11 protein-coding genes and 1 pseudogene are annotated in these 14,791 nt (G+C 71.4%); 6 read left to right on the forward strand and 6 right to left on the reverse strand.

The annotated features are described in order from the left end of the window. Positions 1-122: 122 nt before the first annotated feature. Positions 123-1,388: an ABC transporter substrate-binding protein gene (locus tag HW837_RS13240; protein WP_045561238.1), complete on the reverse strand. Its 1,266-nt coding sequence runs from the start codon at positions 1,386-1,388 to the stop codon at positions 123-125. 124 nt (positions 1,389-1,512) lie between these two features. Here HW837_RS13240 and HW837_RS13245 point away from each other — a divergent pair, with 124 nt between their 5' ends. The 3 genes from HW837_RS13245 to HW837_RS13255 are packed head-to-tail and all read left to right on the forward strand — an operon-like array spanning position 1,513 to position 5,084. After that, on the forward strand, positions 1,513-2,031 hold the full coding sequence (locus HW837_RS13245; protein ID WP_045561239.1) for a PadR family transcriptional regulator: 519 nt from the start codon (positions 1,513-1,515) through the stop codon (positions 2,029-2,031). Next, entirely contained in the window at positions 2,028-2,777 is a 750-nt protein-coding gene (locus HW837_RS13250; RefSeq protein ID WP_045561240.1) for an ABC transporter ATP-binding protein, read from the forward strand. The genes HW837_RS13245 and HW837_RS13250 overlap by 4 nt, the downstream gene beginning before the upstream one ends. Positions 2,778-2,780: 3 nt before the next feature. Beyond that, positions 2,781-5,084, forward strand: a complete 2,304-nt coding sequence (locus HW837_RS13255) for an ABC transporter permease (protein ID WP_193379681.1) — start codon at positions 2,781-2,783, stop codon at positions 5,082-5,084. A 23-nt stretch (positions 5,085-5,107) separates the two neighbouring features. Here HW837_RS13255 and HW837_RS13260 read toward each other — a convergent pair whose 3' ends face one another. Further along, positions 5,108-6,283 carry a phospholipase D-like domain-containing protein gene (locus tag HW837_RS13260; protein WP_237270158.1) on the reverse strand — a complete coding sequence of 392 codons (1,176 nt, stop codon included), beginning with the start codon at positions 6,281-6,283 and terminating at the stop codon, positions 5,108-5,110. A gap of 47 nt (positions 6,284-6,330) precedes the next feature. After that, a complete protein-coding gene (locus tag HW837_RS13265; protein WP_045561243.1) occupies positions 6,331-7,491 on the reverse strand; it encodes a PP2C family protein-serine/threonine phosphatase in 1,161 nt (386 codons plus the stop codon). A gap of 290 nt (positions 7,492-7,781) precedes the next feature. Between HW837_RS13265 and HW837_RS13270 the strand changes: the two genes are divergently transcribed. Both HW837_RS13270 and HW837_RS13275 read left to right on the forward strand, forming a co-directional pair. After that, complete coding sequence (locus tag HW837_RS13270; protein ID WP_179201597.1) at positions 7,782-9,077, forward strand: ferredoxin reductase family protein; 1,296 nt, start codon at positions 7,782-7,784, stop codon at positions 9,075-9,077. 240 nt (positions 9,078-9,317) lie between these two features. After that, positions 9,318-10,454 carry a glycoside hydrolase family 12 protein gene (locus HW837_RS13275; RefSeq protein WP_060886044.1) on the forward strand — a complete coding sequence of 379 codons (1,137 nt, stop codon included), beginning with the start codon at positions 9,318-9,320 and terminating at the stop codon, positions 10,452-10,454. Between the two features lie 207 nt (positions 10,455-10,661). Here the strand turns inward: HW837_RS13275 and HW837_RS13280 are convergent. Next, positions 10,662-11,528: pseudogene (locus HW837_RS13280) on the reverse strand (CE1 family esterase); the annotation flags it as partial. Between the two features lie 550 nt (positions 11,529-12,078). Between HW837_RS13280 and HW837_RS13285 the strand changes: the two are divergent. Next, positions 12,079-14,097, forward strand: coding sequence for a glycoside hydrolase (locus HW837_RS13285; RefSeq protein ID WP_193379679.1), 2,019 nt, complete (start codon positions 12,079-12,081; stop codon positions 14,095-14,097). A gap of 59 nt (positions 14,098-14,156) precedes the next feature. Here HW837_RS13285 and HW837_RS13290 read toward each other — a convergent pair whose 3' ends face one another. After that, positions 14,157-14,540 (reverse strand): hypothetical protein, encoded by a 384-nt coding sequence (locus HW837_RS13290; RefSeq protein WP_045561246.1) that lies wholly within the window; start codon positions 14,538-14,540, stop codon positions 14,157-14,159. Beyond that, positions 14,540-14,779, reverse strand: a complete 240-nt coding sequence (locus HW837_RS13295) for a hypothetical protein (protein WP_045561349.1) — start codon at positions 14,777-14,779, stop codon at positions 14,540-14,542. Before HW837_RS13295 ends, HW837_RS13290 begins: the two co-directional genes overlap by 1 nt. Between the last annotated feature and the right edge of the window lie 12 nt (positions 14,780-14,791).

Below are 14,791 nucleotides of genomic sequence, written 5' to 3' on the forward strand. Positions count from 1 at the left end.
CAACGAGTCGACGGAAGCTACCGACAAGTTGGGGAGACAAATAGGTATTTATCAGGTTGGAACGGCGTCATGTGAGACGTGCGCGTTACCTAACATGTAACTAGGGAGGGGTGAAGCAGAACCTAGCCGCGGGAGATCGCCGCGAGTTCGCGGGTCAGTCGGCGCACGGACTCCTCGGGGGTCCGGTGTCCGGCCATCGCGTCGCGCACGACCGCCTGCACGACCATGCTGACCTGGTCGTAGCGCGGGCTCTTCGGCCGGGGCGCCGCCGCGAGGACGCTCGCGCGCAGTGTCGGCAGGTACGGGAACGCGCGCACCAGCTCCGGGTCCTCGTACAGCTCCGCGCGTACGGGAGGCAGCGCGCCCCGGGTGAGGACCTGTCGCTGGACGCGCTCGCCGGTGAGGTAGGCGATCAGGCGCGCGGCGGTGTCGGGGTGCTCGGCGTGGGTGCTGACGGCCAGGTTGGAGCCGCCGAGCACGCTGGTGCCGGGGCCGTTCGGGCCGGGCAGCGGCACGGCGCCGATCTTGCCGGCGACCGCGGAGCCCTCGGCGGAGGCGCTGACGTAGGCGTAGGGCCAGTTGCGCAGGAAGAGCAGCCGGCCGTCCTGGAACGCCTGCTTGGACTCCTCCTCCTTGTACTCCAGCGCCTCCCGGGGGATCCAGCCCTCGCGCACACCACGGGCGAGGAAGCCGATCCCCTCGCGTGCCGCCGAGCCGACGGTGACGCGTTCGCCCTCGTCGCCGAGGATGGTGCCGCCCGCCGAGTACACGGCCTCGGCCGCGTTGACGGTGAGGCCCTCGTAGGGCAGGAACTGGCCCGCGTAACCGCCGAGTCCGTGCCGGGGCGCGATGGTCTTCGCCGAGCGTTCCAGTTCGGCCCAGGTGCGGGGCGGCGGGACGCCCTCCGCCGCGAGGACGTCCGAGCGGTAGAGGAGGAGGCCGGCGTTGGTGACGTACGGGACGGCGTAGAGCTGTCCGTCGTAGGTCGCCGTGTCCACGACCGGCGGGAGGAAGCTGCCGAGCGGGAAGCGGTTCCTCGGCAGCGGGCGGATCCAGTCGGCGGCGGCGAACTCCGAGGTCCAGGTGACGTCGATGTTGAGCACGTCGAACCGGCCGCCCGCGCCGGCGCGCAGATCGGTGATCATCTGGGCGCGGGTCTCGTCGGCGGAGTCCGGCAGTTCGACGAGGGTGACCTTCTCCCCGGGGTGGGCACGGTTCCAGCCCGCGAGGAGCGGGCCGAGATAGCCGGTGAGATCGCCCGCGGTGGCGAGGGTCAGCGGACCCCGGCCCCTGAGTCCGCCGTCGGCCTGCGCGCCGGAGGCACCGTAACCGGCCAGAACGACCGCGAGGACGAGAAGGCCCCTACCGGCGGCGCGTATCCACCGCATAGGTTCCTCCCAGTACACCGGCGCCGGGCACCGTCGCCCGGAGTCAGAGGCCATGTATACCTGTTAGGTATGGGCGATACTAGGGCCTGGAACACAATACGAGGCTGCGAGGAGGACAGCTCGAGTGCGCCTGCCCCTCCTGGCCCTGCTGGCGCGCGGCCCGGCCCATGGCTACGAGCTCAAGCAGGACCTTGAGCAACTGCTGGGCGCCGCGTACCCTCAGCCGAACGTCGGCCAGATCTATGTGACCCTCGGCCGCCTCGAGAAGTCGGGCCTGATCGAGGGCGAGGAGGTCGAGCAGTCGAGCCGACCCAACAAGAAGATCTACCACCTCACCGACGCCGGGCGGGAGGCGCTGCGCGCCTGGTACGAGGAGACGGGGGACGAGCCGCGGGTCAGGGACGAGTTCTTCATGAAGCTCGCGCTCGCCCCGCAGACCGGTCTCGCCGACCAGATCGCCCTGATCAACAGACAACGGCGCCACTACCTGAACACCATGCGCAATCTGTCGAAGCTCTCCACAGCCGAGAACGGCCGGGACAACCGTGTCTCCCGGCTGCTGATCGAGGGCGCCATGCTGCACCTCCAGGCCGACCTCGACTGGCTGGAGCGCTGCCAGGAGGAACTGGAGGAGCCTCGGTGAGCGACGCCCCCATCCCTGTGCTGCGGGCCGAGGGCCTCGTCAAGACCCATCACGGGCAGGGCGCGCCCGCCCATGCCGTGCGCGGCGTGGACCTGTGCGTACGGGAGGGCGAGTTCGTGGCCGTCACCGGTCCGTCCGGGGCGGGCAAGTCGACGTTGCTGCATCTGCTGGGCGGGCTCCAGCGGCCGGACAGCGGCAGCGTCTGGCTGGGCGGCGAGCGCACCGACGACTACAGCGAGGCGCGCTGGGCCGTGGAGCGCCGACGCCGTATCGGCATCGTGTTCCAGTTCTTCAACCTGGTCTCGGACCTGTCCGTCGCGGACAACGTGGAACTGCCGGCGCTGCTGGCCGGGGTCTCCGCCAGGCGGGCGCGCGCCGAGCGCGAGGAGCTGCTGGCCGAGCTGGGGCTCACCGGCAAGGAGCGCAGCATGCCGGGCGAGCTGTCCGGCGGCGAGCAGCAGCGGGTCGCGCTCGCCCGCGCCCTGGTGAACCGTCCGCCGCTGCTGCTGGCGGACGAGCCGGCGGGCAGTCTGGACAGCAAGGGCACCCGCGAGGTGACGCGGGTGCTGTCCCGTTTCCACCGGCGGGGGCAGACGATCCTCCTGGTCACGCACGACGCACGACTGGCGAGCGCGGCGGACCGGGTCATCAGCTTCTTCGACGGCCGCATAGCCGACGACGTCGAACTGGACGGCACGCCGACGCCCGGCGCGGGTGTCCCCGCCGTGCTGGAGCTGAAGGACTGACCCATGCGAGCCATGTTGCGCTGGGCGCACTCGGACCTGCGGACCCATCGTGGCGAGGCGCTGTTCCTGGTCCTCGCCACCGTCGGCATCGTCGCCTCCCTGCTGCTGGCGGCGGCGCTCTTCGGCTACGCGACGAACCCCTGGCAGCGGGTGTTCACCCAGTCCCGGGGCGCCCATGTGTGGATCCACACCGCCGCCTCCGCCGACGCCGCCGACCTCGGCGCGCTGGACGGCCTGGACGGGGTCGAGGAGGTGGCGGGCCCCTACCCCACCAGCGCCACGACGGTCGCCTCCCGGGGCACGCGTGCCTCGGTCGAGCTGCGCGGCACCGGCGAGCGGCCCGACACCGGCCGCCCGCTGCTCACCTCCGGCCGCTGGCTGGATCCCGGCAGGCCCGACGGGGTGGTGCTGGAGAGCGGCCTCGCCCAGGCGCTGCTGGCCGGTCCCGGGGACGTCCTGACCCTGCCGGGCGACCCCAGGACCCTGACCGTCCTCGGCGTCGCCGACAGCGCCGAGCCCGGCTACCGCAAGGGCGAGCGGCCCGGCCTGGTCTGGGCGCCGCCGGCCGCCCTGCCCCGTACCGGCTCCGCGGGCGGCCAGGTGATCGGGCTGCGGCTGACCGACCCCGACGCCACCGACTACGCCGTCCAGCGTGCCGTCACCCTGCTCGGCGCCGACGCCGTCAGCGAGGTCTCCTCCTGGCAGCAGGCACGGTCCGAGGCCCAGGGCGACGACCGGCTGCTCGGCCAGGTGCTGGGGCTGTTCGGACTGGGCGCTCTGGTCGCCGCGGGACTCGCCGTGCACGGCGCGATCGGCACCCGGGTCCGGGGGCATCTGCGGGACATCTCGATCCTGAAGGCGATCGGTTTCACCCCCGGCCAGCTGGTGCGTGTCTTCCTGCTCCAGCACCTGGCCTACGCCCTGCTGGGCGCCGTGGCCGCGGCCGCGCTCACCGAGGCGCTGGGGCCCCGGATGCCGGGGCGGCTCGGGGACGCGGTCGGCGTGTGGCAGGGATTGCCGGGACACACGGCGGCGCTCGTCGCGGTGCCGGTGGCGGTGGTGCTGTTCATCGGCGCGACCACCGGCCTCGCGGCCTGGCGGGCGGGGCGGGTTCCGCCGGTGCCGGTGCCCCGGGCCGCCGCCCCGGCCGGCGGCCGCCTGTCGGCGACGGCGCGCCGGGCGCTGGCCCTGGGGCTGCCGCCCGCGCTGGTCCTCGGCTGGCACAAGGCGTTCACCCGCCGGCCGCGCACCCTGGCCACGATCGCCCGGCTCGCGCTGCCGTTGACGCTGATCGTGGTGGCGATGAGCGCGTGGACGACCATCGACCGCTTCCACACCCGTCCCGAGCAGCTGGGTCTGCCCGCCGCGCTGACCGTGCACGCCGACGACCGTACGGACGCGCCGGCGACGCGGGCGCTGTTGTCCCGCCATCCCGAGGTGACCGCCGCCCATCCCGGTGTGGAGGTGGCCGCGCTGGTGCCGGGTCAGACGGCCACGATCGCGCTGCGCGGTCTCGGCACGGACGCGGACCCCTACCCCTTCGCGCTCGCCGAGGGCCGTACCGCGCGGGGGCCCGACGAGGCCGTGGCCGGGCAGGGGCTGCTGGATCTGCTGGACGTACGCGTCGGCGACTGGGTGCGCATGACGGTGGGCGGCCGTCCGCAGGTCCTGCACATCGTGGGCCGCAGCATCGAACCGGACAACGCGGGCCGCGTCATCTCCACCTCCCTCGACACCCTCCGGGAGAACGACCCCGAACTGCGCCCCACGCTCTACCAGTTGCGGCTGCGTCCCGGCGCCGATCCGCACGCGGTCGCCGCCGAGCTGACCGGCGCGGCGGGCCGGGGGCAGCTGGACGTGCACGCGGTGACGAACCCCGCGGACGGACTCTCGCCGCTGCGAGGTGTCGTCGTCGGGCTGCTGGGCGTACTCGCGCTCATCGGGCTCGTCGAACTGCTGACCGTCATCGGTGGCACCGTGCGCGAGGGCGAACGGGACCTGCTGGCGCTGAAGGCGGCGGGGCTGTCACCGCGGCAGATCACCGCGATCACGGTGACCGCCACGGGCTGCACGGCCCTGGCCGCGGTCGCGGTCGCCCTGGCGCTGGGGCTCCCCCTCGCACGCTGGCTGATCGACGCCCAGGGCCGGTCGAGCGGCATCGGGGCCGGTATCGCGCAGGGCCCCTCCCTCGTGGCGCTGTCCGCCTTCGGCGCGGCGGCGCTCCTGGGGGCGCTGGCTCTCGCCGCCGTTCCCGCGGCCCGCGCCTCCCGTCGGCGCCTCGCGGACACGCTGAGCGCGGTGGCGTAGCGACGGCCGGCCCCAGCCGCCGGTCACAGGAAGCGGCGGATGGGCTGTACGGCGGCTTCCTGCGCTCTCTGCAGCAGGGAGCGCCGCTTCCAGCGGCCCGGCCGGATCGGATCGCTCGACGCGAGGTCCGCCTCGAAGTGCGCGTCGAGGGTGCGGGTGAACTCCTCGTCGAGCACGGCCAGCATGATCTCCTCGTCGTGGTCGAGGGAGCGCCGGTTGAAGTTGGTCGAACCGATCAGCGCGGCGACCCCGTCGACGGTGACCACCTTGGCGTGCATCATCGTCGGCCGGTACTGGTGGATCTTCACCCCGCAGGCGGTCAGCTCGTCGTAGTGGTGCTGGCCGGCCAGCCGGCAGACGCGCTTGTCGGTGTGGGTGCCGGGGAGGAGGATCTCGACCCGCACCCCGCGCCGGGCGGTGGCGCACAGCAGGTCGACGAAGTACACGTCCGGCGAGAAGTAGGCGGTGGCCAGGCGGAAGCGTTCCTCGGCGGACTCCATCATGACGCGCATCAGCGTCTGCATGTCCTGCCAGCCGAGGCTGGCCGAGCCGCGCACCACCTGGACGACGGCCCCGCCCTGCGGGCGGTGCTCGATGAACCGGTCCCGTGCGTCGAAGAGTTCGTCGTGGCACTCGGCCCAGTTCTGCGCGAACGCCGCGGCCATGCCGTCCACCGCGGGCCCGCGGACCTCGACGTGCGTGTCGCGCCACTCGGTCTCGTCGCGCGCGTCGCCGCACCATTCCTGGGCGATGCCCACCCCGCCGGTGAACGCGGTCTCCTCGTCGACGACGAGCACCTTGCGGTGGCAGCGGTGGTTCTGTTTGAGCGGGGAGAGGTACAGCGGTTTGCGGAACCAGGCCACCTGCACGCCGGCCCGCTCCATCGTCTCCAGCTGCTCGGTCTCGATCAGCCGGCTGCCGAAGCCGTCCAGCAGCAGTCGTACCCGTACCCCGGCGCGGGCCCGCTCGGCGAGGGCGTGGGCGAACTCGCGGGCGATGTCCCCCCTCCAGTAGACGAACGTCATCATGTCCACGGTGTGCCGGGCACGGTGGATCGCGCCCAGCATCGCGGGGAAGATCTCGTCTCCGTTGCGGAGCACGGTGAGCGCGTTGCCCTCGGTCGCCGCGACTCCTATCAGGCGTTCCAGCCGTCGGCGCAGGCGCAGGAGACGGTCGTCCACGGGGTGCGTGATGGTCATGGCGGTCGGCTTCTTCCTCGTGTCGCCCCGCGGGGCGTCGGCGGCTCTCATTCGGGGTTGCCGTGCCAGTCCAGCACCAGGACCGTGGCGTCGTCCCTGAGGTGGCCGTGGCAGGCGTCGAGCACCGCGGCGGTCAGGCTGCGGACGACCTCTCTCGGGTGCAGCGCGCGGGTCTCCAGCAGGACCGCCTCCAGATCGGCGGCCGCCGCCCCGCGGTCCTGCATCCCGTCGGTGAGCAGGATCAGGCGGTCGCCGGGTCGCAGGCACAGTTCCTGCACGCGGTAGGGGATGGGCGCCGACACTCCGAAGGGCAGGTTGACGGCGAGTTCGACCTCTTCGACGGTGCCGTCGCGCAGCCGCAGGGGCCAGGGGTGCCCGGCGTTGACCAGTTCGCACCGGCCGGTCGCGAGGTCGACGCACAGCAACTGCCCGGTGGCCAGGCCCCGGCTGTGACGCAGCAGGGCCTGATGGGCGTGGCCGGCCTGGCTGAGGGCGTCGCAGCCGCCGCGGCGCGCCTGTCGCAGCGCGCCCACCAACAACGTGGCGAGCAGGGCGGATTGGGTGTCGTGGCCCATGGCGTCGGTGATGGACAGGTGCAGGGTGTCACGGTCGAGCGTGTAGTCGTAGGTGTCGCCCCCGATGTCGTCGGCAGGGACGAGCCCGGCGGCGAGGGTGAACTGGGCCGCCTCGCAACAGGGGGACGAGGGAAGCAACTGGTGCTGGATCTCCGCGGCCAGACTGGTGCGGGTCGTGCGTCTGCCGAGGTGGTAGAGATCGGTGAAGCGGCGGTCGGTGACGATGATGTAGGCCAGCGCGTGTGCCGCGTCGCGGACCTGCCGGAGCACGGCGTCCACGACGTGCGGCAGGGTCACCTCCAGGAGGCCGATGCAGTCACCGCGGTTGGTGACCGGCGTGACGACCCGCTGTCCGCCCTGTCCGTCGGGTTCCACGTGCTGGCGCTGGCCGCGCAGCACGTCGTCGTAGACGCTGCCGTGCAGATCGATCGGCCCGGCCTCGTCCACGACGTCGCCGCCGGCCGCGACGAGCCGGATCAGCCGTTGCCCCATGAGGTCGACGAACAGGAACGACACCCGCTGCGCGCCCAGCCTCTTCTGCAGATCGAGCGCCACCACTTCGACGGAATCACCGGGCGGGGCCGCCTCCGCGGCGGCCAGCAATGCGCCCAGTTCCAGGTCTGCACCTTCCACGACAACCTCCGATCGGTTGCCGCACCTTCTTCCCCGACTTCTCGTGACATCACCCGGCGCGCCCGCGGAGCGACTCTCGCCACACCGTCAGGAACCGGTCGAGCCCCAGCGGGGTCTACTTCTTGCCACGTTCCATATTCTTGCCCCGCCCAGGGGCCGGATCGGATCGGGACGCCCGGTCCTCCCGACCTCTTCGGGAGCGGGCGGCAGTGGATCACAGGAAACCGGAGGGGGCAGCGGTGGAGGAGACGAGTACACGGGTGCGGCACGGGACCATACCTCCCGTGACCATGGCGCGGTGGGCGCTGTGGACGTTCGTCATCGTCAATCTGGCGATCGTCGAGATCTTGTTCCTCACCTCGGGCACGGGCAAGAACGGGGTGCTCACCGTCGCCAAGTTCTTCGGTCTGCACGCCGCCGTGCTGATGCTGTTCCAGCTGCTGCTGGTGGCCCGGCTGCCGTGGCTGGACCGCCGTATCGGCATGGACCGGCTGACGGTGTGGCACCGGTGGGTCGGCTTCACCCTGCTGTGGACGCTGCTCACCCATGCCGTGCTGGTGGTGCTGGGTTACACGAGGCTCGACGACGGATCGATGACGAAGACCTTCTTCGCGCTGGCCGGGGTGCCGGCCTCGCTGCTCGGGATGCTGGCCGCGGCGGTCGTGGTGGTGGTCGCGGCGGTCTCCGTCCGCGCGGTGCGCCGACGGCTGCGCTACGAGACGTGGCACGGGCTGCATCTGCTGCTGTACCTGGCGCTGGGGCTGGCGTTCGTGCACCAGCTGCTGGAGACCACGACGTTCAGCTCCTCCGCGTTCGCGTGGACGTACTGGTGGGCGCTGTGGCTGTTCGCGTTCGGTGCCCTGGTCGTGGGCCGGATCGTGCTGCCGGTGTGGCGCAACGCCCGTCACCGGTTCCGGGTCGCGGCGGTCGTGCGGGAGTCGGACGACGTGGTGTCGGTGCACGTCACGGGCCGGCACCTCGACCGGCTGCCGGCCCGGGCCGGGCAGTTCTGCGTCTGGCGGTTCCCCGGGCACAACCACTGGTGGCTCGCCAACCCGTTCTCGCTGTCGGCGGCGCCCGACGGCCGGACGCTGCGGCTGACCGCCAAGGCCGTGGGCAGCACCAGCGCCGGACTGCGCGATCTTCCCGTCGGCAGCCGCGCGTTCGTCGAGGGACCGTACGGGGCGTTCACCTCGTTGCACCGGACGCGCCCGGGCGCCCTGCTGATCGCGGGCGGGGTGGGGATCACGCCGGTCCGGTCCCTGCTGGAGGAGCAGCCGACGGGCGACGTGGTCGTGCTCTACCGGGTGCGCGGCGAGAGCGACGCCGTGCTGCTGGACGAGGTGCGTGCCCTGGTCGGGGCCCGGGGCGGGCGACTGCACCTGCTCACCGGTCGCACGGGGGAGGGAACACCGCCGTTCGAGCCGTTCGAGCCGAACGGTCTGCGGGCCCTGGTCCCCGACATCGCCGAACGCGACGTGTATGTCTGCGGGCCGCCCGCGATGACCTCGGCCGTGCTCGGCGCGATGCGTGAACTGGCGGTCCCCCGGCGGCAGGTGCACGCCGAACGGTTCGGCCTGGCCTGACCTCGCGGCGGTCGCTCCGCCGCGCCGTGCGTCCCGGTGCCGACAGTGTCCCTGTCGGCACCGAGGGACCGCGCAGGCGACGTCCGCTCGTACGGCGAGTCGCCGCAACAGGGTTGTCAGGAGCATGGCCGCACTCCTACAGTCCGTGACAGAACGGAATGGGAGCGCTCCCATACGGGGGAACCGGGGAGCGCCCGTGCCACCCCCACGTCCCGGCCGTACCTCCGAAAGAGGTCCCCCATGCGACCGTCACCCCCTCTCCCGCGCACCGCGCGCGGCGCGTTGGCCGCACTGCTCACCGCGCTCGCGACCCTCGCGGCACTCTTCACCGCCACACCGCCGGCCCAGGCCGACACGACCGTCTGCGAGCAGTACGGATCGAGCGTGATCCAGGGGCGCTACGTCGTCCAGAACAACCGCTGGGGAACCAGCCAGCCCCAGTGCGTCACCACCACCGACACCGGCTTCCGGGTCACCAGGGCCGACGGCTCGGTGCCCACCGACGGCGCCCCGAAGTCCTACCCCTCCGTCTTCAACGGCTGCCACTACACCAACTGCTCGCCGGGGACCGGCCTGCCCGCCCAGCTCTCCGGCATCTCCAGTGCCCCCAGCAGCATCTCGTACGGCTACGTCGGCGACGCCGTCTACAACGCCTCGTACGACATCTGGCTGGACCCGACGCCCCGCACCGACGGTGTGAACCGGACCGAGATCATGATCTGGTTCAACAAGGTGGGCCCGGTCCAGCCCATCGGCTCCCCGGTGGGCACGGCCACCGTCGGCGGGCGGTCCTGGCAGGTCTGGTCGGGCAACAACGGCACCAACGACGTGCTGTCGTTCGTCGCCCCGTCGGCGATCGCGAGCTGGAGCTTCGACGTGATGGACTTCGTCCGGCAGGCCGTCTCCCGGGGACTGGCGCAGAACAACTGGTACCTGACCAGCGTCCAGGCCGGCTTCGAGCCCTGGCAGAACGGCACCGGCCTGACCGTGAACTCCTTCTCGTCGACCGTGGAGACCGGCGGGAGCGGACCCGGCGGCCCCGGCACCCCGGGCGGCGGCGCGGCCTGCACGGTGTCGTACGCCACCACCGTGTGGCAGGGCGGCTTCACCGCGAACGTCACCGTCGGCAACACCGGTTCGGCGCCCGTCGACACCTGGCGGCTGGCCTTCACGCTGCCCTCCGGGCAGAGCGTCACCGGCGCCTGGAACGCCTCCCTCTCCGCGTCCTCGGGCGCGATCACGGCGAGTGCGCTGACGCACAACGCGAGCATCTCCCCCGGCGGCAGCCAGAGCTTCGGCTTCCAGGGCACCTATGGCGGCACTTTCGCCGCACCGGGCGGCTTCAGCCTGAACGGGACCGCCTGCACCCGGACCTGACCCGACCGGCGCCGGACGCCGCGCGGGCGTCCGGCGCCGGTCCCGCGGCCGAGCGGGTTCGGGGCCGTATGGGTTCGGGGCCGTGTGGGTTCGGGGCGGTGTGGGTTCGGGGCGGTGTGGGTTCGGGGCGGTGGCTGACGCGCCCGGTGGCTGCCCCGCTCACTTCGTCGAGGCCGAAGTCCCCTGCGCCGAAGGGGAGTTCTAGGACTGTGTGAAGAACTTCCACACCTCGCCGGGCAGCCAGGTCCGGGAGCCGCTGTCACCGGTGGCGCCGTCCTGCGGGGCGGCGATGTGTCCCTCGTCGAACGCGGCCCAGGCGACCGGGCGTCCGGCGGCGCACCCCGAGTACGTGGTGACCCGGTGCGTCAGGCTGCCACGGGCGGGCTCGGGCGGATTCTGGGCGGTGCAGCCGTTGTTCCTGACGAACCTGTCGCGCATCGTCCGTCCGCCGGAGATGCCGAGGACGGTGTCCCTGATGCCGTGCACCCCGAGGTAGGCGACGGGCTGGGTGCCGCCGGCGCAACCGCTGAGCTGACCACCGTTCTGGACGGCGACCGCGCGGAAGACGGTGGCCCGGGAACACGCGAGCGCGTAGGTCATGGCGGCGCCGTAGCTGAATCCCAGGGCGAAGCGCTGTGCGGTGTCGACGCAGAGATCGGCCTCGATACGCCGGATCATGTCGTCGACGAAGGTGACGTCCTCGCCTCCGTTGTTGGCCCAGCCGTTGTTGAGCCCCTGGGGCGCGACGAAGACGGCGCTGTTGTTCGCCAGTCGCTGGAGCCCGTAGTAGGACCAGGTGCCGGTCTCCACGGTCCGGCCCGTGGAGACGTCGGTGGCGGTGCCGCCGAGCCAGTGGAAGCCGAGGACCAGGCGGTAGGGGCGGTTGCGGTCGTACCCGTCGGGGATCCGCAGGATGAAGCTCCTGTTCCTGCCGCCGCTCTGGATCGTGTGCGTACCACTGGTGAGGGTGGGCGCCTTGCCGCAGCCAGGGGTCGCGGCGGCGGTGCGCGCGGGAGCGGCGGTCGCACCGGAGGCCGTGGACGGCACGGCTCCGAGGGTCAGGACGAGCAGCACCGCGAGCGCGGCGGGCCGTAAGAGGGATTTCGTCGCAGTGATCACGCGATTCTCCTTCAATTGTCACGCACCTGACAAACCAGCGCGGACGAGGGGACGCAAGATTCGCTCGGCTTCGCGATCGAAGCCGTTCGGACGCCGAGTAGTCCGGGACTATAGAGAGGCGGGAGCACATGTCAACACCTGACGCCCGGCCGACCGCGCGATCGAGACACCGGCGGCCACTCGTGCCAGGAACAGGCAGAATCGTCCGCACACCTGCCCGGCGCGAGCCTCCCCCGCCCCCATGGACCACCGAAAGCTTTCGCTGCCAGAAGCGAATTTTGCGAGAGGCATTGGCGCGGTTCACCGGCCTCCTATCATCCGAAGTGCTCGATGAGCCGATCGATGTCCGGCATCACGAACCGGCCGGGCGGACGGAGGCGGACGGCATGGGCGCTCCATGCCTCTGGTCATGTCATGCCCTCGTCATCCTCCGCTGTTGTCCGCCCCCGAGGCTTCCGCACCCGCAGCAGCACCCTCACTGGCACCCGACCGTACGAGGAGAACGATGAACCCGTTGAAACGGATCGGCCGACGCCGGGCCTCGGTGGTGGGCCTGGCAGCTCTCCTGGCCCTGGTGACGCCCGGCGCCGCGTCCGGTGCGCCGGACGAGGTCAAGGCGTCCACCCTGGGCGCGCAGGCGGCGCAGTCCGGGCGGTATTTCGGAGCCGCCGTGGCCGCCGGCAGGCTTGGTGACGGCACGTACACCGGCATCCTGGACCGCGAGTTCAACTCGGTCACCCCCGAGAACGAGATGAAGTGGGACGCGACCGAGCGGTCGCGCGGACAGTTCACCTTCGGTCCCGCCGACCAGATCGTGAACCGCGCGACGGCCCGGGGCCAGCGCCTGCGCGGCCACACACTCGTCTGGCACTCCCAACTGCCCGGCTGGGTCAGCTCCATCACGGACGCCAACACCCTGCGCGGGGTGATGAACAACCACATCACGACCGTCATGAACCGCTACAAGGGCCGGATCCACTCCTGGGACGTGGTCAACGAGGCCTTCGCCGACGGTGGCAGCGGCCAGCACCGCCCCTCTGTGTTCCAGAACCTGCTGGGCAACGGCTTCATCGAGCAGGCGTTCCGTACGGCCCGCACCGCCGATCCGGCGGCGAAGCTCTGCTACAACGACTACAACATCGAGGACTGGAACGCCGCCAAGACCCAGGGCGTCTACCGCATGGTCCGCGACTTCAAGGCGCGCGGGGTGCCCATCGACTGCGTGGGCCTCCAGGCCCACTTCGGCGCCGGCGGTCCCCCCGCGAGCTTCCAGACCACCCTGTCGAGCTTCGCCGCGCTCGGCGTGGACGTGCAGATCACGGAGCTGGACATCGCACAGGCCCCGACGACCGCGTACGCCAACACGGTCAGGGCCTGTCTGAACGTGGCGCGCTGTACCGGCATCACCGTCTGGGGCATCCGCGACAGCGACTCCTGGCGCGCCGGGGAGAACCCGCTGCTGTTCGACCGCAACGGCAACAAGAAACCGGCGTACGCGTCGACGCTCACGGCCATGGGCGGCACGCCCACGACCGCCCGGGCCGACACCCCCTCGCCCCGGTCCGCCGCCGCGCTGCCCTCCCGCTTCTCCTGGAGTTCCAGCGGGACGCTGATCTCACCGAAGTCGGACGCCACCCACAACATCGCCGGGATCAAGGATCCGACGGTCGTGCAGTACAACGGCAAGTACCACGTGTTCGCCAGCGTCGCGAGCTCCTCCGGGTACAACCTGGTCTACCTGAACTTCAGCGACTGGTCGCAGGCCGGCTCCGCCACGCACCACTACCTGGACCGCAGCGCCATCGGAGCCGGCTACCGGGCCGCCCCGCAGGTCTTCTACTACGCCCCGCAGCGCCTGTGGTATCTCGTCTACCAGACCGGCAACGCCTCCTACTCCACCAACCCCGACATCAGCAATCCGAACGGGTGGAGCGCACCGCGCAACTTCTACGCGTCGATGCCGGAGATCATCCGGCAGAACATCGGCAACGGCTACTGGGTCGACATGTGGGTGATCTGCGACAGCGCCAACTGCTATCTGTTCTCCTCCGACGACAACGGGCACCTCTACCGGTCCCGGACCGGCGTCGGTCAGTTCCCGAACGGTTTCACCGACACCGTCATCGCGGCGCAGGACTCCAAGTACGCCCTGTTCGAAGCGAGCAACGTGTACAAGGTGCAGGGCTCCGATCAGTATCTGCTCCTGGTGGAGGCGATCGGTTCGGACGGCCGGCGCTACTTCCGCTCCTGGACCGCCGGCAGCCTCGCCGGTTCCTGGACCCAGCTGGCCGCGTCCGAGAGCAACCCGTTCGCCCGGGCCAACAACGTCGCCTTCCCCTCGGGCGCGTGGACCAGGGACGTCAGCCACGGCGAGATGATCCGGGCCGGGTACGACCAGACACTGACCATCCCCGCCTGCCGGCTGCAGTACCTCTACCAGGGCCTGAACCCCGGCGCGAGCGGTGACTACAACCTGCTGCCGTGGCGGCTCGGCCTCCTCACCCAGACCAACTCGACCTGCTGATACGCCCTTGAGTCACCGCAGGCCCCCGGCGCGCACGGCGCACGGGGGCCTGTCGCACGTCAGATCCGCCAGGAACGCAGGGTGTCGGCAACCTCGTAGATGGTCAGCCTGCTCTCCCGGACCTTCCTGATCAGGTCCGACAGGGCGCCATAGGGCGGATCGATGCCCTGCGCCGACTGGTCCATGTACTGGGCGGCGACGAACGCGGCGACGAGGCTGTTGCGGTGCGGCAACGGCTCCAGGCGCGCGATGGTGTGCAGGAGCGCGGCCGCGCGCCAGGCCGCGTCGGGGTTCGACGTCTCCAGGGTCGGCATCCGGGTCCTGTGCCGGGCGACGGCCGCCACCAGGGCGGAGTAGTCCGTGACGGACACGTCCTCGGTGCCGAGAGCGGCTTCCTGGACGTCCAGCAGCCAGGAGACGTCGACGTACAGCGCTTCGCTCATCAGGCGGCGGTGACTCCCTGATCACGCTGGGACGGGGGCACCTCGTCGGGGAAGGCCTCGTCGAACTCGCCCCGCAGCCGGTCCGCCCACGCGGTGGCGCCGGCGACGAACCGCTTGCGGTGCATCTCGCGGACCCCGAGGTCGTGCATGTACTGCTTCAGGCTCTTGCCCTCGGCCGCCGCGGCCGCCCGCACACCTTCCATTTCCTCGTCCGTGAAGGACACGTTCAGTGATGGCATGCCCGGCATGGT

Origin of the sequence: Streptomyces caniscabiei, from assembly GCF_014930365.1 — a bacterium.
Lineage (GTDB): Bacteria > Actinomycetota > Actinomycetes > Streptomycetales > Streptomycetaceae > Streptomyces > Streptomyces caniscabiei.